At 40.8% G+C, this 24,950-nt stretch carries 19 protein-coding genes and 7 tRNA genes; 13 read left to right on the top strand and 13 right to left on the bottom strand.

The window, feature by feature from the left end:
* Positions 1–51 precede the first annotated feature (51 nt).
* Positions 52–789 carry a cyclase family protein gene (locus O7C57_RS08295; protein ID WP_154621781.1) on the bottom strand — a complete coding sequence of 246 codons (738 nt, stop codon included), beginning with the start codon at positions 787–789 and terminating at the stop codon, positions 52–54.
* Between the two features lie 213 nt (positions 790–1,002).
* Positions 1,003–1,890 (bottom strand): MetQ/NlpA family ABC transporter substrate-binding protein, encoded by an 888-nt coding sequence (locus O7C57_RS08290; protein WP_154621782.1) that lies wholly within the window; start codon positions 1,888–1,890, stop codon positions 1,003–1,005.
* A 171-nt stretch (positions 1,891–2,061) separates the two neighbouring features.
* Between O7C57_RS08290 and O7C57_RS08285 the strand changes: the two genes are divergently transcribed.
* The 5 genes from O7C57_RS08285 to O7C57_RS08265 all read left to right on the top strand — a co-directional run bounded on the left by O7C57_RS08285 (position 2,062) and on the right by O7C57_RS08265 (position 8,543).
* Positions 2,062–3,186, top strand: coding sequence for an alkylhydroperoxidase domain protein (locus O7C57_RS08285; RefSeq protein WP_269723893.1), 1,125 nt, complete (start codon positions 2,062–2,064; stop codon positions 3,184–3,186).
* 4 nt (positions 3,187–3,190) lie between these two features.
* The gene (locus O7C57_RS08280) at positions 3,191–4,651 is read left to right on the top strand and encodes an NAD(P)-binding domain-containing protein (RefSeq protein ID WP_269723892.1); all 1,461 of its coding nucleotides are present in this window, start codon (positions 3,191–3,193) and stop codon (positions 4,649–4,651) included.
* Between the two features lie 3 nt (positions 4,652–4,654).
* Complete coding sequence (locus O7C57_RS08275) at positions 4,655–5,668, top strand: methionine ABC transporter ATP-binding protein (RefSeq protein WP_163861037.1); 1,014 nt, start codon at positions 4,655–4,657, stop codon at positions 5,666–5,668.
* Positions 5,665–6,333, top strand: a complete 669-nt coding sequence (locus O7C57_RS08270) for a methionine ABC transporter permease (protein WP_154622346.1) — start codon at positions 5,665–5,667, stop codon at positions 6,331–6,333. Before O7C57_RS08275 ends, O7C57_RS08270 begins: the two co-directional genes overlap by 4 nt.
* Positions 6,334–6,815: 482 nt before the next feature.
* Complete coding sequence (locus tag O7C57_RS08265) at positions 6,816–8,543, top strand: potassium/proton antiporter (RefSeq protein ID WP_154623655.1); 1,728 nt, start codon at positions 6,816–6,818, stop codon at positions 8,541–8,543.
* A gap of 317 nt (positions 8,544–8,860) precedes the next feature.
* Here O7C57_RS08265 and O7C57_RS08260 read toward each other — a convergent pair whose 3' ends face one another.
* The 6 genes from O7C57_RS08260 to O7C57_RS08235 form a co-directional block, all read right to left on the bottom strand.
* Complete coding sequence (locus O7C57_RS08260) at positions 8,861–9,154, bottom strand: helix-turn-helix domain-containing protein (protein ID WP_154635756.1); 294 nt, start codon at positions 9,152–9,154, stop codon at positions 8,861–8,863.
* 2,207 nt (positions 9,155–11,361) lie between these two features.
* Positions 11,362–11,437 (bottom strand) — tRNA-Lys (locus tag O7C57_RS08255).
* 30 nt (positions 11,438–11,467) lie between these two features.
* A tRNA-Lys gene (locus tag O7C57_RS08250) sits at positions 11,468–11,543 on the bottom strand.
* Between the two features lie 52 nt (positions 11,544–11,595).
* Positions 11,596–11,671, bottom strand: a tRNA-Val gene (locus tag O7C57_RS08245).
* Between the two features lie 34 nt (positions 11,672–11,705).
* A tRNA-Val gene (locus tag O7C57_RS08240) sits at positions 11,706–11,781 on the bottom strand.
* A gap of 37 nt (positions 11,782–11,818) precedes the next feature.
* Positions 11,819–11,894 (bottom strand) — tRNA-Val (locus O7C57_RS08235).
* A 456-nt stretch (positions 11,895–12,350) separates the two neighbouring features.
* Between O7C57_RS08235 and gltX the strand changes: the two genes are divergently transcribed.
* The 3 genes from gltX (at position 12,351) to O7C57_RS08220 (ending at position 14,180) form a co-directional block, all read left to right on the top strand.
* A complete protein-coding gene (gene gltX, locus O7C57_RS08230) occupies positions 12,351–13,772 on the top strand; it encodes a glutamate--tRNA ligase (RefSeq protein WP_154625124.1) in 1,422 nt (473 codons plus the stop codon).
* A gap of 218 nt (positions 13,773–13,990) precedes the next feature.
* Positions 13,991–14,066 (top strand) — tRNA-Ala (locus O7C57_RS08225).
* 38 nt (positions 14,067–14,104) lie between these two features.
* Positions 14,105–14,180, top strand: a tRNA-Ala gene (locus O7C57_RS08220).
* 46 nt (positions 14,181–14,226) lie between these two features.
* Here the strand turns inward: O7C57_RS08220 and O7C57_RS08215 are convergent.
* Positions 14,227–15,129, bottom strand: coding sequence for a LysR substrate-binding domain-containing protein (locus O7C57_RS08215; RefSeq protein ID WP_269723891.1), 903 nt, complete (start codon positions 15,127–15,129; stop codon positions 14,227–14,229).
* Positions 15,130–15,242: 113 nt separating this feature from the next.
* On the opposite strand from O7C57_RS08215, the gene O7C57_RS08210 reads away from it, so the two are divergent.
* Positions 15,243–15,866 (top strand): glutathione S-transferase family protein, encoded by a 624-nt coding sequence (locus tag O7C57_RS08210; protein ID WP_154625126.1) that lies wholly within the window; start codon positions 15,243–15,245, stop codon positions 15,864–15,866.
* Positions 15,867–15,875: 9 nt separating this feature from the next.
* Positions 15,876–16,895, top strand: a complete 1,020-nt coding sequence (locus O7C57_RS08205) for an LLM class oxidoreductase (protein ID WP_231131775.1) — start codon at positions 15,876–15,878, stop codon at positions 16,893–16,895.
* 68 nt (positions 16,896–16,963) lie between these two features.
* Here O7C57_RS08205 and O7C57_RS08200 read toward each other — a convergent pair whose 3' ends face one another.
* The 4 genes from O7C57_RS08200 to zipA all read right to left on the bottom strand — a co-directional run bounded on the left by O7C57_RS08200 (position 16,964) and on the right by zipA (position 21,835).
* Positions 16,964–17,179 carry a DUF3820 family protein gene (locus tag O7C57_RS08200; protein WP_163861035.1) on the bottom strand — a complete coding sequence of 72 codons (216 nt, stop codon included), beginning with the start codon at positions 17,177–17,179 and terminating at the stop codon, positions 16,964–16,966.
* A 67-nt stretch (positions 17,180–17,246) separates the two neighbouring features.
* Positions 17,247–18,431: a NupC/NupG family nucleoside CNT transporter gene (locus tag O7C57_RS08195; protein WP_154625128.1), complete on the bottom strand. Its 1,185-nt coding sequence runs from the start codon at positions 18,429–18,431 to the stop codon at positions 17,247–17,249.
* Between the two features lie 317 nt (positions 18,432–18,748).
* A complete protein-coding gene (gene ligA / locus O7C57_RS08190) occupies positions 18,749–20,764 on the bottom strand; it encodes an NAD-dependent DNA ligase LigA (RefSeq protein WP_154625129.1) in 2,016 nt (671 codons plus the stop codon).
* A 57-nt stretch (positions 20,765–20,821) separates the two neighbouring features.
* Positions 20,822–21,835, bottom strand: coding sequence for a cell division protein ZipA (zipA, locus tag O7C57_RS08185; RefSeq protein ID WP_269723989.1), 1,014 nt, complete (start codon positions 21,833–21,835; stop codon positions 20,822–20,824).
* A gap of 348 nt (positions 21,836–22,183) precedes the next feature.
* On the opposite strand from zipA, the gene cysZ reads away from it, so the two are divergent.
* The 3 genes from cysZ (at position 22,184) to ptsH (ending at position 24,814) form a co-directional block, all read left to right on the top strand.
* On the top strand, positions 22,184–22,948 hold the full coding sequence (cysZ, locus tag O7C57_RS08180) for a sulfate transporter CysZ (protein WP_154625131.1): 765 nt from the start codon (positions 22,184–22,186) through the stop codon (positions 22,946–22,948).
* A gap of 302 nt (positions 22,949–23,250) precedes the next feature.
* Positions 23,251–24,204 carry a cysteine synthase A gene (gene cysK, locus O7C57_RS08175; protein WP_163861033.1) on the top strand — a complete coding sequence of 318 codons (954 nt, stop codon included), beginning with the start codon at positions 23,251–23,253 and terminating at the stop codon, positions 24,202–24,204.
* Positions 24,205–24,556: 352 nt separating this feature from the next.
* Entirely contained in the window at positions 24,557–24,814 is a 258-nt protein-coding gene (ptsH, locus tag O7C57_RS08170) for a phosphocarrier protein Hpr (protein ID WP_008910625.1), read from the top strand.
* Positions 24,815–24,950 lie beyond the last annotated feature (136 nt).

The raw sequence follows: 24,950 nt of genomic DNA, 5'->3' as shown, positions 1-24,950 counted from the left end.
GGGTTATCAGCCTGTTTAAGAACAGATACAGGCTGATAGAGAGAAAATGATTTATGGCAAAATAGCAAAAGAGCGAACAGGGAAACCACTTGCATTGTTAGGTTTAGCAACCAAATTGAAAATAACCGCGCCACGCGTTGGCAATTTATCTAAGTTAGTCATTAATTCAATCTGATAGGTGTCTTGTTCTAAGACATAATATTCACCTAATAGCGCATTATTGTGACGGAAATCTTTCGCTGCATCGGTATCAAAAGTTTCATGGCCGATCGCTTTTACGCCTCTTTCTTCAAATAAAAACTTCAATGCATCCATTCCCCATCCTGGGATTTGATTATGGCCTTCCGCGTTTTTATTCTCCATTGCTTGCTGTGATGGCCAGCGATGGCTCCAATCAGTGCGTAACGCAACAAACGTTTCAGGCTCTATTTTTCCATGTTCCGCTTCAAAATTAAGGGCATCTTCTCGTGAAAAGGCAAAATTAGGATCTTGTTTTGCTCTTGCTGACTGGTCGATAACAATCAAGGGTAACACTAACTCCTTTAGCTCAAGTTCATGCAAGTAACGTTTTCCTTGTACAAAATGACATGGAGCATCAATATGTGTGCCATATTGCCCAGGAAAGGTAAATTGTTGTGCAAAAAAACCATCTTGATAATCAAATAGTGTCTTAAAGTTTGCTGATTCAAACATAAAAAAATGGGGAGAATCTTTATCGAAAGCGTGTGTTAAATCAATCCATGTTTTTGACTTTAATAGATTGAGTGCTGTGATAAGTTCATTCGTCATAACGGTTCCCCCTGATGATATCGCTATTACATTTTTTTTATTTTCAGTTTGCTTATGTTATTAATTAACCAAAAACACCCTTTTGTCCATATCGATAATAAGAAAAATTTTCATATTAAATTTTAGTGGCTAACAGGGTCATCGAGATAAAATAAAACCACCTAATGGGATATTAGGTGGTAATAAATAACAATGTTAAACATCATAAAAAGACTAGGGTTTTGGATAAGAGGCCCATGCTTGAGGCTCAATAAAGCCATCATAAATACGTTGGGAGCGAATATAATCCGCGTATTCTTTTGATTCGAATGCTTCTTTTAAGTCTTTCGCCCACTGTGAATTCACATCATCTTGCATCACGGTCACAATCACCCGGTGTTCTAATGGTGAGTTTTCGACGACTAATCCATCTGCAATTCGTTGTCCAGCACTTGCAACATAGTTACCATTAACAACAACGAAATCAACGTCATCTAATAAGCGTAACCCTTGTGCTGCATCTGTTTCTCGAATATCTAAACGATATTTAGCCGGTTCGATATCATTAACGCTAAATGTCAATGTACTGACATTAGGTTTAATTTTAATCCAACCTAATTCTTCTAAAATACGAGCCCCACGTTCAGCATTCACGGGGTCATTTGATAAAGCGACGATCATACCGTCTTTGACTTCATCAAGAGATTTATGTTTATTCGAACGCAAACTTTGTGGTGCACTAGGCGAATCAGTCAATGCCACCATATTAATATTATTTTTCTTATTATAGGCTTCCATATATGCACGACTTTGGTTCACTGACGCATCAATTGAGCCTTCTTCAAAAGCAGGGTTAATTTGTCTATTTTGAGAGAATTGACGTAAATTCACTTTATAGCCTTTCTTCTCCAAAATAGGCACAACACCTTTTTCGACTTGGTCGATATAATTACCGACACCAAAGCCAATCGTTATTTCTTTCTTATTGGGGTTACCCTTTTCATTATTATCATTACATGCCGCTAACGCGATAACCGCAATACCCATTAGTGATAAAAGTTTTATTTTTTGTTTCAACATGATGTTACGACCCTGTGTCAATAATGTGGTCAGTATAATCATATTTTTTACATCCTATTTAGATCATCTCGTTATAACTTAATACAAAAAGAATATATATAGCCACTTTTATAACTTATAGTTATAAAAATATAATAATTTGTTCGTTCGAATAACCATCTGCTTGAGATGTAATGGAGAGGATAAAAACGTTAAAAAAAAGTGAGTTATAAGATGCCTATTTTAAATTACGATTTAGTTAATGCGCTAATAAACCTAACACCAGAATCTACGCTAGCTGAAGCTAGAAAGAAACGTTTAAACACGACAGAACATACTCAAGCTGCTTTTGAAGCGATTTTTTCTGCTCCCTCGACACAATTAACCGGTGACGTTAAATTTTTATTGGCTCGCTGTGTTGCCGAGCAAACAGGCAGTCCAGCGTTAGCTGATTTTTATCATCAGCTATTAGCACAACGTTCACCTGCTCTCGATACTCCAGCACTTAAAGCTGCTACAAAGTATGTAGAAACCTTGGTTAGTCATCCAAAACAAACGCACTATCAGCTTATTCATTCGCTAATAGAAAGCGGATGGAATGAGCAAGATATTATTTTGCTAGCTCAGCTAGTCACCTTTGTGACTTACCAAGCTCGCTTAATTGAAGGGTTGAAATTGCTGCATGATGCAAGTGCAACCAGTAACCAAGCTGAACCTATTACGGCTGGCCCTTGGAACAACCATCCTCTCACTCATCAAGGCAGACCGTCGCCAGTCGCTTTCACGCAAGAACAACTAGGCTGGGAGGCTTGGTTGCAGGCTCGTGATAAACACAGCCTTACTGCTGATGAAGCACAAGTGATGAAAAAATTTGGCCAACTCAATTCCGAATATTTTTTACTGCTTGCTCACCACAGCAACATCTTAGAAATACGTACGATGATTGATCGTGATATTTTTTATACCGCTAATGGCTTACCTCGCTGGGAACGCGAATTTGCTGCGGCTGTTGTGAGTAAAGTTAACGGTTGTATCTATTGTGCTTCGGTGCATGCGCGTAAAGCAAGCCAATATGCTAAGGATCGCCAAACCGATGTAGCAAGGTTACTCGCAACACCAGCGGGAGACGTTTTAGCTAATGGCTATGATGCACGCTTAACAGCAATAACTGACTTAGCGGCCTCACTCTCGGCAACACCAATACAGGCGACTCCTCAGCACGTTAATACCCTTCGTCAGCTCGGACTGACTGAGTTGGAGCTTCTCGATCTTATTCAATCAACCGCCTTTTTCTCTTGGGCGAACCGTCTGATGCTGTCTTTAGGCGAGCCTTTTGAAGTCACGCAAGACAAGGAATAAGTTTATGAAACAGTTAAATGGCTTAAAGGCTTTGGAAGAACACATTATTCAAGACCTACAATATCTTAATTTACCCCTTAACCGCTGGTCATTATCCCCAAACTCTACGGATAATCATCAACTAGATGTCGCGATTATCGGTGCAGGAATGTCCGGGATTACTGCCGCATTTGCTCTTAAATTACAAGGTGTTGAAGCAATTGTTTTTGATCAAGCGCCAGAAGGCAACGAAGGTCCTTGGAAACAGCCTGCTTTGATGGAAACATTACGCTCACCAAAACATGTTGTTGGTCCAGCGCTCGCTTCCCCCTCGTTAACGTTTCAAGCATGGTTTAAAGCTCAGTTTGGTACTGATGCATGGGAAGCTCTCGATAAAATTCCACGCTTACAATGGGATGAATACTTACAATGGTTTAAAAAAATGACCGCACCCACGGTGTTAAATGAGTATCAATTAATCGATACTCAACTCAATTCGCAAGGTTGCATACTGACTTTCCAAACTCATCATGGGCAACAGCAATATCAGGCACAACATGTGATCCTAGCAACGGGGATGGAATCCTTTAGTGAACCCAATATTCCTGATTTTATGGATGGCATTCCTCATCGTTACTGGGAACACTCTTATGCAGGTAGCGACTATAGTCGCTTTGATGGATTAGATATCGCCGTTGTTGGTTATAGCGCGGGGGCAATGGATAGTTCAGCAACCGCCCTTGAGCATGGTGCGCGTTCGGTCGAATTACTGATCCGCGATAAAGATATGCCCAGAGTCAATCGCGGTAAAGTCGCTGGCAACCCTGGCTTCACCCAAGCTTATGAGCACCTAACCGATGCACAAAAATGGCATTACAGTGATTATGTCGTTAAAGCGAAAACACCGGCTCCACACGGCAGTACGCTAAGAGTTTCTCGTCATGACAATGCTTACTTTAATTTCGATACTCAAATTAAACAGATTGATGTCAAAGACAATAAATTACATATCTCGACGACAACCGGTAATTACGTCGTTGATTATTTGATCTTAGCGACTGGTTACCGCATTAACTGGCAGCGACACAACGCGTTTAGCAACATTGCTCCTTTTATTAGAACATGGGCAGATATGTATACCCCACCAAACGAAGAACAGAATGCCGAGTTTAGCGCCTACCCTTATTTAGGCGGGCATTTTGAATTCCTGCCGAAAGCGGAATGTGACTTACCAGAACTCAGCAATATCTACTGCTTTAATTTAGCCGCCTCCTTAAGTATGGGCCCCATGATTGGCTTGATCCCCAATACCAATACTAGCGCCCAAAAGTTGGCGGAACATATCGCCGCTAAATTGTATCTCGCTTACCACGAGCAGCACTTACAACAAGTAAAACAGAGTACTGAAGCCGAATTACTTGGTGATGAATGGCAGCCTGCGTTGCCTTATCAGCAACGCGTCAAGCAAACGAGTCATGTGGGGTGACATATGATTAGGTTTCAAAATATTCAAAAGATATACCAGAAGGAAGGACACTCCCTCACGGCTCTACAAGACGTTAATTTGCAAATCAATGAAGGTGATATTTTTGGCTTTATTGGTTACAGCGGTGCGGGCAAAAGCTCATTGATTCGTTTAGTGAATCAGCTAGAAAAACCAACATCTGGTGAAGTGGTCATTAATGGGCAAAACATTGCTCATCATAGTGCATCTGAAATTCGCGATCATAAAAAAAGTATTGGGATGATTTTTCAACACTTTAATTTACTAGAAACCAAAACTGTTGCTCAAAATATTGCGATGCCACTGTTACTCTCTGGCGTTAGTAAAAAAGACATTGAGCGGCGAGTTGATGATATTTTAGCTTATGTTGAGCTCAGTGATAAAAAACACCAATATCCGGGACAGCTTTCAGGAGGACAAAAGCAACGGGTGGGTATAGCTCGTGCATTAATTAATAATCCTAAAATTCTCTTGTGTGATGAAGCTACGTCGGCGCTAGACCCACAAACAACACTTTCAATTTTATCCTTACTCAAAAAGATTAATCGTGAGCAAAAAATCACGATTTTACTGGTGACGCACGAAATGGAGGTGATTGAACAAGTTTGTCATCGCGTTGCGGTGATGGAGGCGGGACGTATCGTCGAAGAAGGTACTGTGTTAGAGATATTTTCGAATCCACAACATCCAACCACCCAAAAATTTGTTCGCACCGTCCTCAATGAAGAGATACCTGAACGTGTTCTCCACAATTTAGAGCATCAAAATAATATTTATCGCTTGGAGTTCTTAGGAAGTTCAGCTCAACAACCTGTTGTGAATGAACTGATCTTACAAGATAAAATTAAAATTAATATTTTATTTGCCAATATGAAGGAAATCAGTGGCGTCGTGCTTGGCAGTATGTTTGTACAACTGATTGGTGACAACGAAAATATTCATCAAGGTGTTGAGTTTTTACGCCAGCGTGGTGTTGCTGTTAGCAAGGGGGTTCTATGACACAATGGTTTGATACCGCATTAACAAGTAAGCAGTTTTTACTTGCTATGTCTGAAACATTCACCATGGTTTCTATTGCGCTGGTGATAGGCTCATTATTGGGTATTTTACTGGGCATTTTGCTTGTCGTGACCCGCCCAGATGGGATTTGGGAAAATAAATGGATTTATCGCATTCTTAATCCAATGATCAATACCATTCGTTCATTACCTTTTATCATCTTACTGGTGGCGATGATCCCATTAACACGCTTTATGGTTGGAACTTCAATTGGCACCACCGCGGCGATCGTACCGCTTGTTATTTATATCGCCCCTTATACTGCACGTTTAATCGAAAACTCGCTGTTAAGCGTTCATTCTGGGATCATTGAAGCCGCGGATTCAATGGGTGCCACTAATTGGCAAATTGTTTGGCATTTTATTTTACCGGAAGCGAAGTCCTCATTAATCCTTAGCCTAACCGCAGCAAGTATTACTTTAGTTGGCGCAACCGCAATGGCAGGCGCCGTTGGCGGTGGTGGTGTAGGCGATCTCGCGCTCAATTATGGTTACCAACGTTTTGACAACGTGGCGATGGCAATCACCGTAGTCACATTGGTTATTATTGTGCAAGGAATGCAAATGATCGGTGATTACCTTGCTAAAAAGGCTCGCTATCACTAATTCTCTTCGGCCGATATACATTTATATCGGCCATACCTCACTTTCATCTGTAAATCGCTTTTTTATTCACTATTCCCGCATGTTTTTCAGGCTTTTTTTACCTCATCACTGTGTTTAACACATATAGCCTATTGATTAGTATTAAAAACATACAAAAAACCAAATTTTAGACACTTTATCGCTCAGTCTTACCAAAAAGCATAAATAAAAGGCTGATTTTTAGTGTTAGTTGCCATTAAAAGGCTATAAAAATAGGCAACAAATGTAAATTTCATTTAATATAATGCAGTTATTTGTCAATTCATTTATATTATTTATTGTATAATCATAACGATAGGCAGATTGAAATGTTTTTCAGCTACTTTCAACAAAAACAGTATCAATGCCATATCAATTTTAATTTTTTATCATATTGCTGATTACGTTATACGCAACACTACTGCATCATCAGCGTGTTATCAACCCCTAACTTAAATCTGATTATGCCGACTATAGAACAACTGATATTACTCACTTCAATCCTCATTTTACTGGGCATTTTTTCCAGTAAGCTCTCAGCTCGATTAGGTTTACCCATGCTTGTTATGTTCTTATTTATAGGAATGCTAGCAGGTGAAGATGGTATCGGCCAAATCGCGTTTAATAATGTTAACGTTTCTTATGCCGTAGGTTCACTCGCATTAGCCCTGATCTTATTTGATGGTGGTTTGCAAACGTCGGTAAAATCTATTCGCCTTGTTTGGAAACCAGCATTTACCCTAGCAACATTCGGTGTTCTGATCACCGCTGGGATTACTGGACTCGCTGCGGCCTATATTCTTGGGATCCCATTACTTGAAGGGCTTTTACTCGGTGCCATCGTCGGTTCTACAGACGCGGCTGCCGTTTTTTCTTTATTACGTAATGCCGGTATCTATCTCAATGAGCGTTTGCAGTCTACGTTAGAAATAGAAAGTGCCACCAACGATCCAATGGCAATTTTCTTAACTGTTGGTTTATTGCAGCTGTTGATGAACCAAACCGCCTCAGGAACAGAGTTGTTGTTACTGTTCGTCAGCCAAATGGGAATTGGTACGATTGTTGGTCTCAGCGTTGGTTGGATATCCATCAAAATCATTAATAAGATAAAGTTGTTAGCAACGGGTCTCTACCCTGTGCTTGTCGCTGCCTGTGGCCTGTTGTCATTTGGTCTTGCGAGTAATCTACAAGGTAGTGGTTTTTTATCTATTTTTGTCACTGGTGTGGTTATTGGTAACGCACGATTTGTTTTCCAGCGTAACACTTTTTTGTTTCATGATGGATTAGCTTGGTTAAGCCAAATCATTATGTTCGTTATGTTAGGCCTATTAGTCAATCCAAGCTCGTTGCTCGAGGTGTGGTTTGAAGGGCTCGTTATTGCACTGGTACTCACCTTTATTGCTCGCCCTATTGCCGTTGTGCCTGTTTTGAGATTTTTTGGCTTTACCCGTGAAGAGATCACGCTAGTTTCGTGGGTTGGACTCAGAGGTTCTGTTCCTATTATTTTGGCGATTTTCCCCTTTATTTATGGGTTGCCAGGCGCGAATCTCATTTTTGATGTGGTTTTCTTCGTTGTACTGATTTCTGCAACCTTACAAGGTTCCACCTTGCCATATGTCGCACGAAAACTGAATTTGATGCAACCCCCTCCGCTGCTACCAGCCGCGACGCTAGATATTACAGCGGTAGACCAAATCGATGCTGACCTAGTGGAATACACCTTAGGTGAGGACTGTTCTGCCGTGGGAAGACGTTTATCTCAGCTCGCACTGCCTGACCAAACGGTCATTGCGATGATAACCCGTGGTAAAGGAGTGCTTCCACCACGAGGCTCAACAAAGTTATTTGCTGACGACCATTTGTTTGTTGTGCTAAAACCAGAAAATCGTCCTTTTTTAGAACGTCTGTTTTCGGAACAAGTTTCTCCGGATCTCAGCCCTATTGAACTGCCGACCTCCGGACTTAGTCTAAAAGGAACAACAAGATTAGATGAAATCTATGAGTCTTACGGCATTTTGATTGATAATGAAAATAACCAAACTCTCGACCAGTTTATTTATAGCATTACCACAAGTGAGCCGACACAAGGCACGGTGATTAGCCTTGCCAGCTTACAGATAAGAATTAGTGAGATGATTGGTTCTCGGATTGTTACTGCTGTATTAGAGCCTATTTCCCAAGAAGAGAATTAGTCAAAAAATTCATAACATCAGTTAATTTGGTGAATAATAAAATTAACTGATGTTGAATCTGTCGCCTTCTTTTATCCACTTATCCATCTCTCCGTTTTTCACTTAGACAATCTCCTGAAATTCTATTGATAAAAAAATAAAAGCCCATAATAGGGCTTTTATTTGATAGCAGATAAATAAAGATAGATACAAGAATTTATCAGTATTCTCAATAGAGAGAATTCTCAATTGCTATTAGTATAATAATGTTCTTAATTGAAACAATTAAGCGTTGTTCACTTAATTAAGTTTCATTTTGAAACATAATTAACTGTTCTTTAAATGAGAGAATAAATAGAGTCGTCAAACCCTTTAGATTCTTTGTCCTCATTAGCATGAGAATCATCTTGTAGAACTTCACTGAAAAACTCGCCCATATTCACATCTAATACTTTTAGTACTCTTACTAGGCAATCAATATCTATACGATTTACTCCACGCTCATAACGGAATAGCTGTTGTTCGCTGATATCAATCTCTTTAGCTAACTGGAAAACGGTATAGCCCTGAGATTTTCTTAACGATTTAATTTTTTGTCCAACTGCACAAGCGACAGGATATTTTGTATTCATAAACATTCTCGCTTCAACTTATATTATTAATGAAATAAAAAATCAGCAGGTGATTCTCTGTGTTTTTCTATTGTTATCTTTATTTATGATATAGCCATTAGGGTGTGTTAACGACGATTCAGCATATATCTTGAGAGGGATGATATACTAGCCATATAATTAGTTTCAACTAATCCAAAAAAGACATTGCAACTATGTAACTAAATATTTTCATAATCACAAAAAATCCACAGCTCGCATATTACTCTTAATTTTCAATGAGTTAATTAACTTAACAATTAATAATTGTTGTTCTGTTCGAACTCAACCCAACAGGTAGCTACAGAGTTATTATCTAAATTAAGCTCATTTAACCGATAAAAAATCTAAAAATAAAAGAAATAAACAGAATAATTTAACACTGTAACAGTATTAATGATTTTTCAAAGTAATATTCATTTTATGAATATACATAATACGATAAATACACTAAAACTGTAAAACTAAGTAAAAAATGGAAATCTTTCCCATATTATCATTTTGATAACTTAAATATCAATAACTTATAACAATAGTCCTTTTGTTACAATCGGCAAAAAATACTCGATTTTTAAAGCAGCATAAAAAATAGACTATAGCCAATGTACTCAACATAACAAAACATTAACCCTAAGTATCATTTTGGTTTGCTATACATGAAGCATATCACAAAAAACAAAAAATTAAATTTCCACAAATACACAGATTTTTATACTGATAAATCCCTCTATATACGATTATTTGTAATTATATTCCTGTTGTAAATTAAACTTGCGAGAATTATATCTATAAAATTTTCATTGGCAGTTTTTTATATCATCAACTTTTATAGAATATTGCCCACTATTTTTGATTTTCCTCTTTTTCGCTAGGCAAATGAAATATAAGCACTTATTAGGGAAGATATTTACTATTTTTACGTGTAAAAACACCCTGTCAGGTAAAACGAACAATAATAAAAACATCTTTATGTGATACTCTTTTTTTGCACAAAACACACCACAACTGCTCGAAATGATATTTTATTTATTGATTGTTAAATTTAGTATTAATAAGCCTATCTTATAGAAGATTCATTACTCCTATTAAGACTAACATTATCAAGATGAATCATTTTTTAAGCTTTAACATATTAAAGAGCTGACCCAGCCAGCTTTGCTGCTAGACCCACAATGAAATAACGCGGCGTGACAATAAGAAAATCAACTATACATGACCGTTAATAGAATATTCTCTATTCGAGAGGATAAATGAAATAATATGATTAAGAAAAATTTACACTTAACAAGCCCGATTCTGTTGCTTAAAAATAGAGCATCTTTAATTTGAGTGATAAGCAAATAGACTTCCTATTTGTTCCGCGAAAAATACTTCATACTGCATATACTCAGATAAGCGTACTCGCCGATGACATACGCGATATTTAATGAATTCGCCACCGAATTTCCCAAGTAACACGATCAATCTCTCGTCCAGACACTTAATAAAACAAAATCTGGATACATATAGAATAATGCTAAAGAGTTAAACTAAAGCGATATTAAGTATATCCTTAAGGCTATTCCGTACATTTATTAATCGAAAGATAATCATCAATCAAAACTAAATACGCTTCTAAGTTATGTTTTAGGATTGCTGTATTTCTTTTACGCCCATTCATGGCAATACATCATTTCTAACTTCACCATAAATGAGCTTTGAAAGGCGTTGCGGAGTTTCTGTTTTACAGTTTGGAGCTGGATGCTGTGCAACGAACTATTATTTGTTTTGCATATTCGCGATGATGTTCCGCTAGACTTAGGTCGATTCCTATGAATAAAAAGCGGCTAGGCGTGTAATAAAGTTAATGTCCATTGGGAAGCACTAGCACAACGCTGTCTCGCTTCGCTTGGCTCGAACCTGAATACAGCTTCTCAGCTACACGTTTAGTACAATAGATAATTTAAACCTTTGCTGGGTGATCTAGAGGAGTCGATAAGATGGTGGGTCGTACAGGATGATTCGGCCTTTGGCCTCCCCCTGCGAGTCGTTGTGACAAAAGCAACGCTGCTCTGCTGCGCTCCGACTTGCACTTGCACTTGCACTTGCACTTGAACTTGAACTTGAACTTGAATGCAGTTTCTCACCTGCACGCTATGTGCAATAAGGAATTTCAACGTTTGTTGGATGATTTAGAGGAATAAATAAGATGGTGGGTCGTGCAGGATTCGAACCTGCGACCAATTGATTAAAAGTCAACTGCTCTACCGACTGAGCTAACGACCCATCTGGTATGACTGATTTTGAATTTTAAGATGGTGGGTCGTGCAGGATTCGAACCTGCGACCAATTGATTAAAAGTCAACTGCTCTACCGACTGAGCTAACGACCCATCTATAAACTTTTGTAATCAGTATTATGAATAATGCGAGTAACTAATGAAGTGGTGGGCGATACCGGGCTCGAACCAGTGACCTCCTCCTTGTAAGGGAGATGCTCTACCAACTGAGCTAATCGCCCACTTCATGACAAGCTTCACATATTTGTAAATAAATGGTGGGCGATACCGGGCTCGAACCAGTGACCTCCTCCTTGTAAGGGAGATGCTCTACCAACTGAGCTAATCGCCCATTTATTTACTTCATTTACTTCTTTTATCGTCGACAGTGGTGGGCGATACCGGGTTCGAACCAGTGACCTCCTCCTTGTAAGGGAGATGCTCTACCAACTGAGCTAATCGCCCTGCCGTCGATGGAGGTGCATTATAGGGATCCCTCGTTCTGAGTCAACGGTTTTTGAATAGATTTTTTCTGTTCGTTGTAAAAATAAGCAAGATGTACCAATATTCGCCAGAAAAGAACCTTATTTAACCAATAAATGGTTAATCCATATCACCCAACAAATACAATACTAGAACAAAAATATTTTTATGCTTGAAAAATCTCCTTTATTTTTCTTTTACGACTGATTTTATTTGCCTCAACTATCGATAACTTGATTGAGGTATCACTTTAGAGTGATAGAATAGAGCAACATTTTAGACTTGTTGACGAGTTTCTCGTGATGAATAACGTGTGCTGCTGACCCCGTTTTCATCAAATGAACCTAAAGTAGAAGATAAGTTTGTGCTTCATCTATCTTCTTAGTCTAGAGAAGCCCAACATGTTAGAAACCACGTATCGCAATTAAGGCAATCTCGATGAGTAAAATTAAAACCCGTTTTGCACCTAGCCCAACAGGCTATTTACATGTTGGTGGAGCGCGTACTGCGCTTTATTCCTGGTTATTCAGCCGTCACAATCAGGGCGAATTTGTTCTGCGTATTGAAGATACCGATTTAGAACGTTCAACCCAGGAAGCTATCGATGCCATTATGGATGGTATGAACTGGTTAAATTTGAATTGGGATGAAGGCCCTTATTATCAAACGAAGCGCTTTGATCGCTACAACGAAGTCATTGATCAAATGCTTGACGCGGGCACCGCTTATCGTTGTTACTGCTCTAAAGAGCGTTTAGAAGCATTACGTGACCAACAAATGGCTTCTGGTGAAAAACCGCGCTATGACGGCTGCTGCCGAGATCACGCCCATAATCACACACCAGACGAGCCTCATGTCGTTCGTTTCCGTAATCCACAAGAAGGCTCAGTTATTTTTGATGATAACATCCGCGGTCCTATTGAGTTCAGTAACCAAGAGCTCGATGATCTCATCATCCGCCGTACAGATGGTTCACCAACTTATAACTTCTGTGTGGTGATTGATGACTGGGATATGGAAATTACTCACGTTATCCGTGGTGAAGACCATATTAATAACACCCCTCGTCAAATTAATATCCTCAAAGCGCTGGGCGCGCCGGTTCCAGAATACGCGCACGTTTCAATGATTTTAGGTGATGATGGGAAAAAGCTGTCTAAACGTCATGGCGCAGTCAGTGTAATGCAGTATCGTGATGAAGGTTATTTACCAGAAGCGCTACTCAACTATTTAGTTCGTTTGGGCTGGTCACATGGCGACCAAGAAATCTTTTCTCGTGAAGAGATGATTGAATACTTCAGCCTAGATGCCATTAGCAAATCAGCCAGTGCATTCAACACCGATAAATTACTTTGGTTAAACCACCACTATATTAATCAGTTACCTGCTGAAGAAGTCGCGGTTCATCTTGCATGGCATATTGAACAACAAAATATCAATACTGAAAACGGCCCACAATTAGCTGAGCTAGTGAAATTGTTAGGCGAACGTTGTAAGACGTTGAAGGAAATCGCAGAATCTTGCCATTACTTCTATGAAGACTTTGCTGAGTTTGATGCCGATGCCGCGAAAAAACACTTGCGCCCTGTTGCTCGTCAACCATTAGAAACCGTCAAACAAAAATTAGCGGCAATCACTCATTGGACAGCTGAAAATGTTCATCAAGCCATTGAGCAAACAGCCGCAGAGCTTGAAGTCGGTATGGGTAAAGTCGGTATGCCATTACGTGTTGCAGTGACAGGTGCCGGCCAATCACCCGCGTTAGATGTGACTGTACATGCGATAGGTCAAGCGCGTTCAATCACTCGTATTGATAAAGCATTAGCTTTCATCAGCGAACGCGAAGCGTCTGCACAATAACGCCTCCCCCAAAGCCCTATTTAAAATAGGGCTTTTTGCCATGTTTAGCTTTGTTAATAAATCATTCGCAACGATTAATCACCGGCCAATACCTCACCAAACCCCGTTCTTGATGATTAAATGCTCTATAATTCAGCAGTTAAACTCAATTTCACATTATTTGATTGACACCCTAGCATTGCTTGAATATTATGCCCTCCGTCCAAAGGATTTTGTTTGGGGCTATAGCTCAGCTGGGAGAGCGCTTGCATGGCATGCAAGAGGTCAGCGGTTCGATCCCGCTTAGCTCCACCATCTAATTCCCTGTTAGGTGGTATCAAAATCATTTTGTTGGGGCTATAGCTCAGCTGGGAGAGCGCTTGCATGGCATGCAAGAGGTCAGCGGTTCGATCCCGCTTAGCTCCACCACTCCCTTTTTCAGTCTCCCCCTAAATATTAGAAATTGACCTCGTTATTATTCTATATTCATTGCAGCCTGCTGCTGTATCCAGCAAACAAATGCATCTATTTCAGGTCGTTGCCGTGAGGCTTCCAACATCACTAAATAATACGCGAATTGAGCTGGCCAAGGCTTATCAAGCACTTGAATTAATCTTCCCTCAGTCATTTCCTGTTGAGCATAGGCTTGAGGCACCAACGCAATCCCTTGCCCTGCAATAGCCGCTCGAATCAGTAAATAATCATCATCAAAGGTGCTGCCCCTTTTTGCTCTTTCATCAATTTTAACGCCATGAGCGGTTAACCATAATGACCAGTCTGCACGATCACTGTCTTGTAATAATGGGTAATTTAAACACGCCTCTGGGGTGACGGGCATTTTTGTGATTTTACCATGAGTGAAAAAATGCGGGCTAGCAACTGGCAGTAACGTTGGCGTCATTAGATGCTCTGTATGCAATCCCGGATATTTTCCCAATCCATGACGGATCGCAATATCAACAGGATCTTTTCTTAGATTAACGAGATTTGCAGAAGCTTCGATACGTAATTCAATTTCTGGATAACGAGTTCTAAAATCGCCTAATCGAGGGATTAACCATGAGGCGGCGAAAGAAGGAACGATGCTAATGGTTAAACTATTTTTGACTTTCGTCTCTTCCAATTGCCGCATACTACTTTCGATCTGTTCGAATGCCTGTAAAAGCGTAGGATAGATGCGAGCAGCCTCCTCGGTTAGTACCATGTGATAGCGCTGCCGAATAAATAATGGGCGCCCTACACGCGTTTCTAGCAAGCGAATTTGTTGGCTAACTGCACCTGAAGTCACGCCGAGAACTTGCGCTGCCTGTTTTATGCTGTTGTACCGAGCCACCTCGGTAAAAGCGCGTAATGCTAATAGCGGTAATACGGGATTCATAATTTAGTTTCTCTAAACTCAGAGTTAGATTAAATCGTTTTATTTTACTGGTTTTAAACGAAATACTAAAAAGTCTTACATCATATGTTTAGTTTAACTCATCGAGAAATAAAATGATCGAACTCTATACTGACAGCTCACCAAATGGTTTTAAAATCACCATTCTATTAGAAGAATTAGCACTCCCCTACCGTTTGCATACCGTTAATATTGATAAGGGGGAGCATAAACAGGCTGATTTTTTAAATTTAAACCCACATGGACGGATCCCTGTGATAACGGATACGGAAACAGGGATAACTTTATTTGAATCAGCTGCAATTTTGCTCTATCTAGCTGAAAAAACCGGAAAACTTCTTGATAGAGACCTAAGAATTCGCTGGGAAACCATAAAGTGGCTACAGTTTCACTCCGCAAGTGTTGGGCCAATGCTAGGGCAAAGAGTTCATTTTGAAATTTTTAGTGAGTTACAGATCCCTGAAGCCATCCAACGTTATCAACATCTAAGTGACAATGCTTTATCCGTTTTAAATAACCAACTACAACATCACCGCTATCTCGCTGGAGAACAGTATTCCATTGCAGATATTGCTAATTTTGGTTGGTTGCATATTGCACGTATTGTTAATTTTGACTTCAGCCGTTTTGAGCACCTTTGTGCATGGTACGAGCGTATTGCTAAACGCCCTGCCGTCGTCAAAGGCATCACTTTGCCAGCCCCCGCCACTGGAGCCTAAAAGGATAAAATGAATAATATTAACGAAATAAACAATATGGCCTTTTCCAATCATCCAGGCTATCAAAGGATGTTCAAAGCCGATTCATTAACAGTCGGGGTATTTTTACCTCTACGTTTTTACCGCAATGATATTCGTGTGCTGACTGGACAAAGTGTATTGATTCAAGAAATTGACAAGCATAACTTCGCGGCCATCTGGGTACGCGATATTCCCTTATTCACGGCTGATTTCGGCGACGCAGGGCAACTTTTCGATCCCTTTACCTATCTTGCTTTTATTGCAGCCCAAACAAAAAATATTGCTTTAGCCACAGGCAGTGCCATTTTTACCTTACGTCATCCTATCGACCTTGCCAAAATGGCAGTGACCATTGACCAACTATCAGGAGGCCGCCTTGTGCTAGGTGTCGCTTCTGGTGATAGATATATCGAGTTTCCTGCTTATGGTTTGCAACACAATCAACGAGCAGAACGTTTTGCAGAGTCTATACAGCTTTTCCGACAATTGATGCAACACGGGGAATTAACCGTTAATTCATCACTTGGACAATTTACGGGGGTAGAGTTGCTTCCTAAGCCTAGTACAGGAGAAATCCCTTTAATTGTGACGGGTAATTCAGGACAGTCGTTGCAATGGATTGCAGATCATTCAGATGGATGGTTAACCTACCCCGGTTCCACTAGCGATAAACAAGGCCCGATACGACTCGCTGAGAAAATTCGGACATGGCGTAATTTAATACCAGACAATCATTTTCGCCCGCATATCACTAATGAATGGATTGATTTAGTTGATGACCCTAATTATCCAAGAACAGCATTAAATGGGGGTTACGTGCTACGAACAGGACGTCATGGGCTGATCGAATTATTAGAACAATGGCAGTCAGCGGGTGTTAATCATGCCGCCCTTGGCATTCAATTTTCTCAGCGTCCTGCTAAAGACGTTATTGAAGAAATTGCCTTAGACATTTTGCCTCTTTTTCCAACACATCAGACCGTGGCAACACGGCCTATGGATTGGTAGCAAATAATCACTCAATTTATTTATGTACGGCTCTCACAGACGATGATAGCCGTTAATCAATTACAAGCCTAAGAACGCTTTAAAGGCTTTACAAGGCCATCTAGTCCCTCTATTTTTAAGCCTAATGCCATTTCCATCAGTTGCCCTAATCGCCCTTGTGGAAATTCCCCTTTTTTATAGAACCATAAGAGGTATTCTTCTGGAAGGTCAATCAAAACACGACCTTTATATTTGCCAAACGGCATTGATGTGTTTGCTATATCGATCAGATCTTGTTTTTCCATTTGCCCTCCAAAAACAAAGCGGCATTCATCATGAATGCCGCTCAACACTTTAACACTTTTTAGTGAGTTACAGAATCAATCCAACAACAGCCGCTGATAGGAAGCTCACTAAGGTTGAACCGAACAGTAATTTAAGACCAAAACGAGCAACTGTGTTCCCTTGTTTCTCATTCAGCCCTTTGATAGCACCTGCAACAATACCAATTGAAGAGAAGTTAGCAAATGAGACTAAGAAAACCGATAGGATCCCCACTGAGCGGGTCGATAGTCCAGCAGCAACGGCTTGTAAGTCACTCATCGCAACGAACTCATTGGTTACCATTTTCACCGCCATAATACCACCTACTTGTAATGCTTCGTCGGCTGGAATTCCAAGTATCCAAGCGAATGGATAGAATACATAGCCCAACATGGTTTGGAATTTGATATCAAAGATAGCCATACAAATACCATTAACCATGGCAATCAATGCAATAAAACCGATTAACATTGCTGATACGATAATCGCAACTTTAAAACCTGCAAGAATATATTCACCCAGCATTTCAAAGAAGCTTTGCCCCTCATGAATGTTGCTCATTTGCAACTCTTCTTCCGCTTCTGGTGGGTACGGGTTAATCAAAGAGAGAATAACGAAAGTACCAAACATGTTAAGCACTAATGCTGCGACCACAAAACGCGGTTCTAACATGGTCATATAGGCACCCACAATAGACATCGACACTGTCGACATCGCGGTCGCTGCCATCGTATACATTCTACGCTCAGACATTTTGCCTAACTGATCTTTATAAGCAATAAAGTTCTCTGATTGTCCTAAGAGCAGTGAACTGACCGCATTGAATGACTCTAACTTGCCCATTCCATTAACTTTAGATAATACCGTCCCGATGACACGGATCACAATCGGCAACACTTTGATATGTTGTAAAATACCGATGAGCGCGGAGATAAAGATAATGGGACAAAGAACTTGTAAGAAGAAGAATGCTAAATTTTCTTCGATCATCCCCCCAAAAATAAATTTGGTTCCCTCCGCTGCATAACCTAATAAATGGGTAAAGACCCCCGCAACAGCAAGTACGAATGAAGAACCTATATTCGAATGTAAGAAAAAATATGCCAATGCAACTTGGATAACGAGGAGTTGAATAACATAACGTAACCGTATCGCTTTACGGTTACTACTCGCTAATACGGCAAGTGCGCCAATGACTATAAGGGATAAAACAAAATGCAGGATCGAGGTCATATGCGACTCCATACAAATTTAATAATGCGGTCATATGACTATTCTATGTAATAGACGACATTTAAATGCGATAAGCATCACATTAGCATGAAAATGAACACTGTGTATTTTGTGAAAAGACTATATGGCTCACACTTTTAAGGAGAAATTCGATTCTCGGCAGGAAGATTGACGCAGGTCATATCAATACGCATTTTATAGGTAATACACCATTTCTTCAAATATTGATGCAATAAACTTTAAGCAGCAGTGAGTCAGCAGAGGCATAAATACCGCTAACAGCACTGCAACTTAAATACGATACGTCAATAAAAAGATTAGGCACCTAATAACGCAATAAGCTCATCTTCATCAATGACGGGTATACCTAACTCATTCGCTTTCGCCAGTTTTGAACCCGCAGCTTCACCCGCAATAACCAAATCCGTCTTCTTAGAAACGCTACCAGAAACTTTCGCGCCCAAGGCAACTAATTTATCTTTCGCCTCATCGCGAGTGAGTCGACTGAGAGAGCCAGTTAAGACAACGGTTTTTCCTGCAAATGGGCTGTCGATAGTGCTCGCATCTACAGCAACCGCTTGCGGCCAATGGATATTCGCTTTATGTACGAGATCATGAATAACAGCTTGGTTGTGTTCTTCACGGAAAAAGTTAACTACGTGCTTCGCGACAACATGACCAATGTCTTGTACGGTTTTTAGGGACTCTTCATCAGCCGTCATCACTGCCTCTAACGTGCCATAGTGTGCCGCTAAATTTGCAGCGGTTGCCTCTCCCACTTCACGAATACCTAACGCATAGATAAAACGAGCTAATGTGGTTGATTTGGATTTGTTTAATGCATCGACCAAATTTTGTGCTGATTTCGGCCCCATACGATCAAGCCCCGTCAAAATCCCCGCGGTTAATTGATACAGGTCAGCAGGGGTTTTCACATATTCTTTTTCGACTAATTGGTCGATGATTTTATCGCCCATTCCATCGACGTCCATGGCTCGTCGGGAAACAAAATGTTTAAGTGCCTCTTTGCGCTGAGCACCACAAATCAAACCGCCAGTACAACGTGCAACTGCCTCACCTTCTACGCGTTCAACGTCTGAACCACAGACAGGGCAATGGGTTGGGAAGACAATTTCACGGCTATCAGCAGGACGTTCTGATTCGACGACGCTAACAATTTGAGGAATAACATCACCGGCACGGCGGATCACGACAGTATCACCGATGTGCACACCTAAACGCTCAATTTCGTCAGCGTTATGTAGCGTAGCATTACTGACGATGACCCCCGCCACTTGAACAGGTTCAAGACGAGCCACAGGCGTAATAGCGCCTGTACGACCAACTTGGAATTCCACGTCTTTTAAAAGGGTCATTTGCTCTTGTGCAGGGAATTTAAAGGCTGTCGCCCAACGCGGGGCACGTGCAACGAAACCTAACTCTTCCTGAGTCGCTATGGCGTTAATTTTAATCACTACGCCATCAATATCAAAACCGAGGGTCGGCCGCGCTTTTTCTATCTCATGATAGAAGTCTAATACGGCCTGAGCACCTGTACGTAATTGGACATAATCGCTGACCGGTAGTCCCCATGCTTTAAATTGCATGAGACGCTCATAATGCGTATCGGGTAAAGAGCCTTCTTCTACCAAGCCGACGCCGTAACAATAGAAAGTTAATGGTCTTTTAGCCGTAATTCGTGGGTCGAGTTGACGTAATGAGCCCGCTGCCGCATTACGTGGGTTAGCAAACACTTTGCCACCTGTACGGCGAGCCTCTTCATTTAAAGCTTCAAAGCCTTTTTGTGGCATGAACACTTCCCCGCGAATTTCCACTCGTGTAGGAATGTTATCACCTATCAAACGTAGCGGAATGGCACGAATCGTTCGGACATTTGAGGTGATATTTTCACCGACAGTACCATCACCACGCGTCGCTGCTTGGACAAGTTCACCATTTTCATACAGCAGACTCACCGCAAGGCCATCTAATTTTAGTTCACAGCAAAATGTTTGTTCTTGATTGTTTTTTAATCTATCCCTGACACGCTTATCGAACGCAAGATAGCTTTCTTCATCAAATACGTTATCCAGCGACAACATAGGCACTTCATGGCGCACCGTATCAAATGCGGCCAATGGTGCAGCCCCTACGCGTTGAGTTGGAGAATCACTGGTGATCCACTCAGGATGTTCTGCTTCGATACCCTTGAGCTCTTGCATCAATTTGTCATATTCAGCATCGGGAATTTCAGGTGCATCCAATACATGGTATTGATATTCATGATGGCGTAATTGCTGTTTGAGTGTCTCAAGATATTGTTTTGTTGTCATGTTTCACCAATAAAGATAAAAAACCCCCAGTTAAGGGGGTTTAGTTAATACTGATTTTTAATTCAATGTATTGCGTATCCGGGCATGATACACCTCGATTTTCTGAGGTGTCAGCATTTTACGTTCATCATCAAGGACGACCCCTCCGACATCGGAGGCGATGCGTTGCGCTGCCTGTAGCATCAACTTGAAATTTTGTCCTGCATCACCATAAGAAGGTACCATCATAAACATCGAGACACCCGGTGTGGTGAAATCAGACATGGTTTCTGGGTCAAATGAACCCGGTTTAACCATGTTTGCAAGGCTAAAGAGGACAGGTCCTGTTCCTGAAGGATGCACATGACGATGGAAAATGCGCATTTCACCAAATTGGAACCCTGCCTGAAGAATACTTTGCAACAGCGCTTCACCTTGTAGAACTTGGCCCTGATGAGCAGCTACATGAAGAACCAGAACCGTCTCCTTGTTGTTCGCTGGAGATTGGTTTTGCGGTTGTTCAGTTTTCTTCTCAGTGTGCGCCTGTTCCTGTTCATGGTGTATCGGCTGTGGCTCCTCTTGGTTGTCGCTTGTATCAAAATCAAATTCAGGTTGTTCTGGTACCGTTGTCGCTCGCTGATTGATTGCTGTGTTTGGCTGAGCCCGTTGCGACGGTGCAGGTTCAGGTTTTACCGCAGTGGGTTCATTAACAGCATGAGGACGCGGAGCAATTTCAGGTTCATTAGGTTCTGAATGCTCGGGCGTTATCGTGAATACGGGCTCAGTATCACGAACAGTAGGTGAAATGGGTGGCAAATCAGGTTCGACACGACGTTCTTCTTTCACCTGACGTGCAGGTTCAGAAACCTCAGGTGACGAGGTCGATGGCTCAACCACATGGGTTTCATTGAATAGTGCAGAATCATCATCATAGTGAGATGATTTATCCTGAGAGTCATGTTTTCGGCGTTTTACGGGACGATCACGAAATAATTTTGAGCGCTCTTTACGGCTAGTCCATAAACCATGCAGTAATAACGCAACTATGGCTATCGCACCTACGACCACTAATATTAGACGCAAATCCTGCATCGCTGCTATCTCTAATTGTTGAATGATAATGCCACCACGGCAAAAAACTAAGTCAAACTCTTTAAGTTGCAAGCTAATGCGCAGCCACCCGCCCTTAGAGCCACATTACCGTGTGATTTTAAGGAATTCAAGTCACTGAACGCCGTCAACTTAGATTCAACTTAAAATATGACGGATATACTTAAGATTATTTGGCAAACGCTCTAAGTGCAACCCTCTGAACGATTTTCTTATAAGAAAGAGACAATTCTGCTTTCGTTTGCTGATTTTTTAAGCAAATACTGACTAGCCAGCCTAAAAACCTATCTATATGATACATGGTCAACCGTAAAGGAGAGAACAAGAAGTATGATTCAATCGACAGATTCGCAACAAAAAAATCACTCTGGTTTTTATTACTTCGCTCAAGGATGGCGTCTTGTCACGCGCCCAGGCATTAAGCGCTTTGTCATTCTACCACTTTTAGCCAATATTATTTTACTTGGTGGCGCGTTTTGGTGGTTATACAGCAAGCTTGGTGGTTGGATTGACCAAATCATGGGCTATGTGCCAAGTTGGTTGCAATGGCTAGATTATCTCATTTGGCCGATTGCTGTTATTTCAATCTTATTAATATTCACTTATTTTTTTAGTACCGTGGCCAACATTATCGCAGCGCCATTTAACGGCTGGCTGGCCGAAAAGCTTGAATCCGAATTAACCGGTATTCCCGCACCTGATGGCGGTATTATTGATGTTGCTAAGGATGTGCCACGCATGGTGAAGCGTGAATTCGTCAGAATTGGCTATTACCTTCCCCGAGCGATTGGTCTCTTAATTTTATTTTTTATCCCCGGTATTGGACAAACCGTCGCTCCCGTTCTCTGGTTCCTATTTGGCGCATGGATGATGTCTATTCAGTACTGTGATTATCCATTTGATAACCACCGCGTTAGTTTTAACGATATGAAACAAGCATTAGCAAAAGATCGCATGAATAACATTCAATTTGGCGGTGCTGTAAGCGTGCTAATGATGATCCCTATCGTCAACTTATTGATTATGCCAGTCGCGGTTTGCGGCGCCACATTAATGTGGGTAGACCAATATCGTGCGCGTTATGCACGTTATTAATTTGACTCTTCGATAGCCATTCAAAAGCGCGCTAGAGCTCACAACTCTATCGCGCTTTCTCATTTTAACGTCCTATTCAACGTTATACTAAATGTGGTAAGTGATGCTTTTGGCTCATAACCTTTTACACAGAATATTTTCATACATATAGCAATTGGTTATAAAATTAAGATAGCGATTAGTTATAAGCTTATGTTTAATTTATATTTGCAATAATAATGAGTTCACGTATGTTGGGAAGCAATATTCTTTCTCAAACCCAGTTTCTAGTTGGCTAATTGCCTTAATTATAAGGATATCCCATGAGTAAAATTTATGATGATAATTCGCTAACCATCGGCCATACCCCATTAGTACGCTTAAAACATTTTGGTAATGGTAATATCTTAGCTAAAGTTGAATCTCGCAACCCAAGTTTCAGCGTTAAATGTCGTATTGGTGCGAATATGATTTGGGATGCAGAGAAAAAAGGACTACTCAAAGAGGGAAAAGAATTAGTTGAACCAACGAGTGGTAACACCGGTATCGCTTTAGCCTATGTTGCAGCAGCCAGAGGCTACAAACTCACACTGACGATGCCTGAAACCATGAGTGTAGAGCGTCGTAAACTGTTGAAAGCCTTAGGTGCTAACCTTGTTTTAACGGAAGGCGCTAAAGGAATGAAAGGCGCTATTGAAAAAGCCGAAGACATTGTCAAAAGCGATCCGAACAAATATGTTTTACTTCAACAATTCAGTAATCCAGCTAACCCAGAAATTCATGAACAAACCACAGGACCAGAAATTTGGGAAGATACCGACGGTAAGGTCGATGTTGTCGTCGCGGGTGTCGGGACTGGCGGAACAATCACGGGTATCGGTCGTTATTTGAAAAAAACCAAGGGTAAGGATGTCACACTGGTCGCTGTAGAACCGGAAACCTCCCCCGTCATTAGCCAAACACTATCCGGTGATGAAGTGAAGCCCGGTCCACATAAGATCCAAGGCATTGGTGCTGGATTTATCCCTGGCAACTTAGATATTTCACTTATCGACAGAGTATTTAAGATCAGCGATGACGAAGCTGTTCACACTGCCCGCCAATTAATGGAAAAAGAAGGTATTCTTGCTGGCATCTCCTCCGGTGCAGCACTCGCAGCCGCCGTAAAACTCTCAGCGGAGCCTGAATACAAAGATAAACATATTGTCGTCATTTTACCTTCATCGGGCGAACGCTATTTATCAACGGTTCTGTTTGCTGACCTATCGGCTGAATAATATTAAAACCGTTAATTTATCGTTAAAAAAGCACCTCAATGGTGCTTTTTTTGTGGTATGGATCAAACTTTAGCACGTATTGAGATGATTTCTGAACGAGGGTTTAGTATTAAACATAGTAATTATTTTGAGGCGCGAAATTAATCCACCTTAAGTTAAAGATAGTCGCTGTTTACGGTATTCTTTGAAGATTAAAGGGTGTATTTTGCACTGAGAAACTGAAAAAGTGTTGACTCTCGACAAAGTAGGAAACCTTTTTAACAGTTAATAATCTAACTATACGCAAACTCAAGTTTATTCAACTACAATAGCTTGGGTCATTATAAAAAACTAAAGTTATTGAGGAAATAATATGTTCCAGCAAGAAGTCACTATTACAGCACCAAATGGCTTACATACTCGCCCTGCCGCGCAATTTGTGAAAGAAGCCAAAGCATTCACTTCTGATATTACTTTGATTTCTGGTGGCAAATCAGCAAGTGCGAAAAGCCTGTTCAAGCTACAGACTCTAGGCTTAACTCAAGGTACTGTTGTGACCATTTCTGCCGAAGGCGAAGATGAAAAACAAGCAGTTGAACATTTAGTTAAACTGATGGGCGAGCTGGAGTAATCTTGCTAGCGAGAGAACCAGTGTTACCGCGTTAATCTTCATCCCTGAATGGCATCATTCAGGGATATCAGTTTACATATTGATAGACTTACTGTTATCTCTTCAACATCAGAACACCTACCCGCAGTAGTAAGGT

Origin of the sequence: Providencia sp. 21OH12SH02B-Prov (genome assembly GCF_027362595.1) — a bacterium.
GTDB classification, from domain to species: domain Bacteria; phylum Pseudomonadota; class Gammaproteobacteria; order Enterobacterales; family Enterobacteriaceae; genus Providencia; species Providencia zhejiangensis.
Note: the sequence above shows the minus strand (reverse complement) of the source record. Positions and strands in the feature narration are given on the sequence as shown.

Excerpts from the sequence above, each read along its gene's own strand:
- O7C57_RS08295 (WP_154621781.1), bottom strand. The coding sequence starts at position 789 with ATGACGAATGAACTTATCACAGCACTCAATCTATTAAAGTCAAAAACA.
- O7C57_RS08290 (WP_154621782.1), bottom strand. The coding sequence starts at position 1,890 with ATGATTATACTGACCACATTATTGACACAGGGTCGTAACATCATGTTG.
- O7C57_RS08285 (WP_269723893.1), top strand. The coding sequence starts at position 2,062 with ATGCCTATTTTAAATTACGATTTAGTTAATGCGCTAATAAACCTAACA.
- O7C57_RS08280 (WP_269723892.1), top strand. The coding sequence starts at position 3,191 with ATGAAACAGTTAAATGGCTTAAAGGCTTTGGAAGAACACATTATTCAA.
- O7C57_RS08275 (WP_163861037.1), top strand. The coding sequence starts at position 4,655 with ATGATTAGGTTTCAAAATATTCAAAAGATATACCAGAAGGAAGGACAC.
- O7C57_RS08270 (WP_154622346.1), top strand. The coding sequence starts at position 5,665 with ATGACACAATGGTTTGATACCGCATTAACAAGTAAGCAGTTTTTACTT.
- O7C57_RS08265 (WP_154623655.1), top strand. The coding sequence starts at position 6,816 with ATGCCGACTATAGAACAACTGATATTACTCACTTCAATCCTCATTTTA.
- O7C57_RS08260 (WP_154635756.1), bottom strand. The coding sequence starts at position 9,154 with ATGAATACAAAATATCCTGTCGCTTGTGCAGTTGGACAAAAAATTAAA.
- gltX (WP_154625124.1), top strand. The coding sequence starts at position 12,351 with ATGAGTAAAATTAAAACCCGTTTTGCACCTAGCCCAACAGGCTATTTA.
- O7C57_RS08215 (WP_269723891.1), bottom strand. The coding sequence starts at position 15,129 with ATGAATCCCGTATTACCGCTATTAGCATTACGCGCTTTTACCGAGGTG.
- O7C57_RS08210 (WP_154625126.1), top strand. The coding sequence starts at position 15,243 with ATGATCGAACTCTATACTGACAGCTCACCAAATGGTTTTAAAATCACC.
- O7C57_RS08205 (WP_231131775.1), top strand. The coding sequence starts at position 15,876 with ATGAATAATATTAACGAAATAAACAATATGGCCTTTTCCAATCATCCA.
- O7C57_RS08200 (WP_163861035.1), bottom strand. The coding sequence starts at position 17,179 with ATGGAAAAACAAGATCTGATCGATATAGCAAACACATCAATGCCGTTT.
- O7C57_RS08195 (WP_154625128.1), bottom strand. The coding sequence starts at position 18,431 with ATGACCTCGATCCTGCATTTTGTTTTATCCCTTATAGTCATTGGCGCA.
- ligA (WP_154625129.1), bottom strand. The coding sequence starts at position 20,764 with ATGACAACAAAACAATATCTTGAGACACTCAAACAGCAATTACGCCAT.
- zipA (WP_269723989.1), bottom strand. The coding sequence starts at position 21,835 with ATGCAGGATTTGCGTCTAATATTAGTGGTCGTAGGTGCGATAGCCATA.
- cysZ (WP_154625131.1), top strand. The coding sequence starts at position 22,184 with ATGATTCAATCGACAGATTCGCAACAAAAAAATCACTCTGGTTTTTAT.
- cysK (WP_163861033.1), top strand. The coding sequence starts at position 23,251 with ATGAGTAAAATTTATGATGATAATTCGCTAACCATCGGCCATACCCCA.
- ptsH (WP_008910625.1), top strand. The coding sequence starts at position 24,557 with ATGTTCCAGCAAGAAGTCACTATTACAGCACCAAATGGCTTACATACT.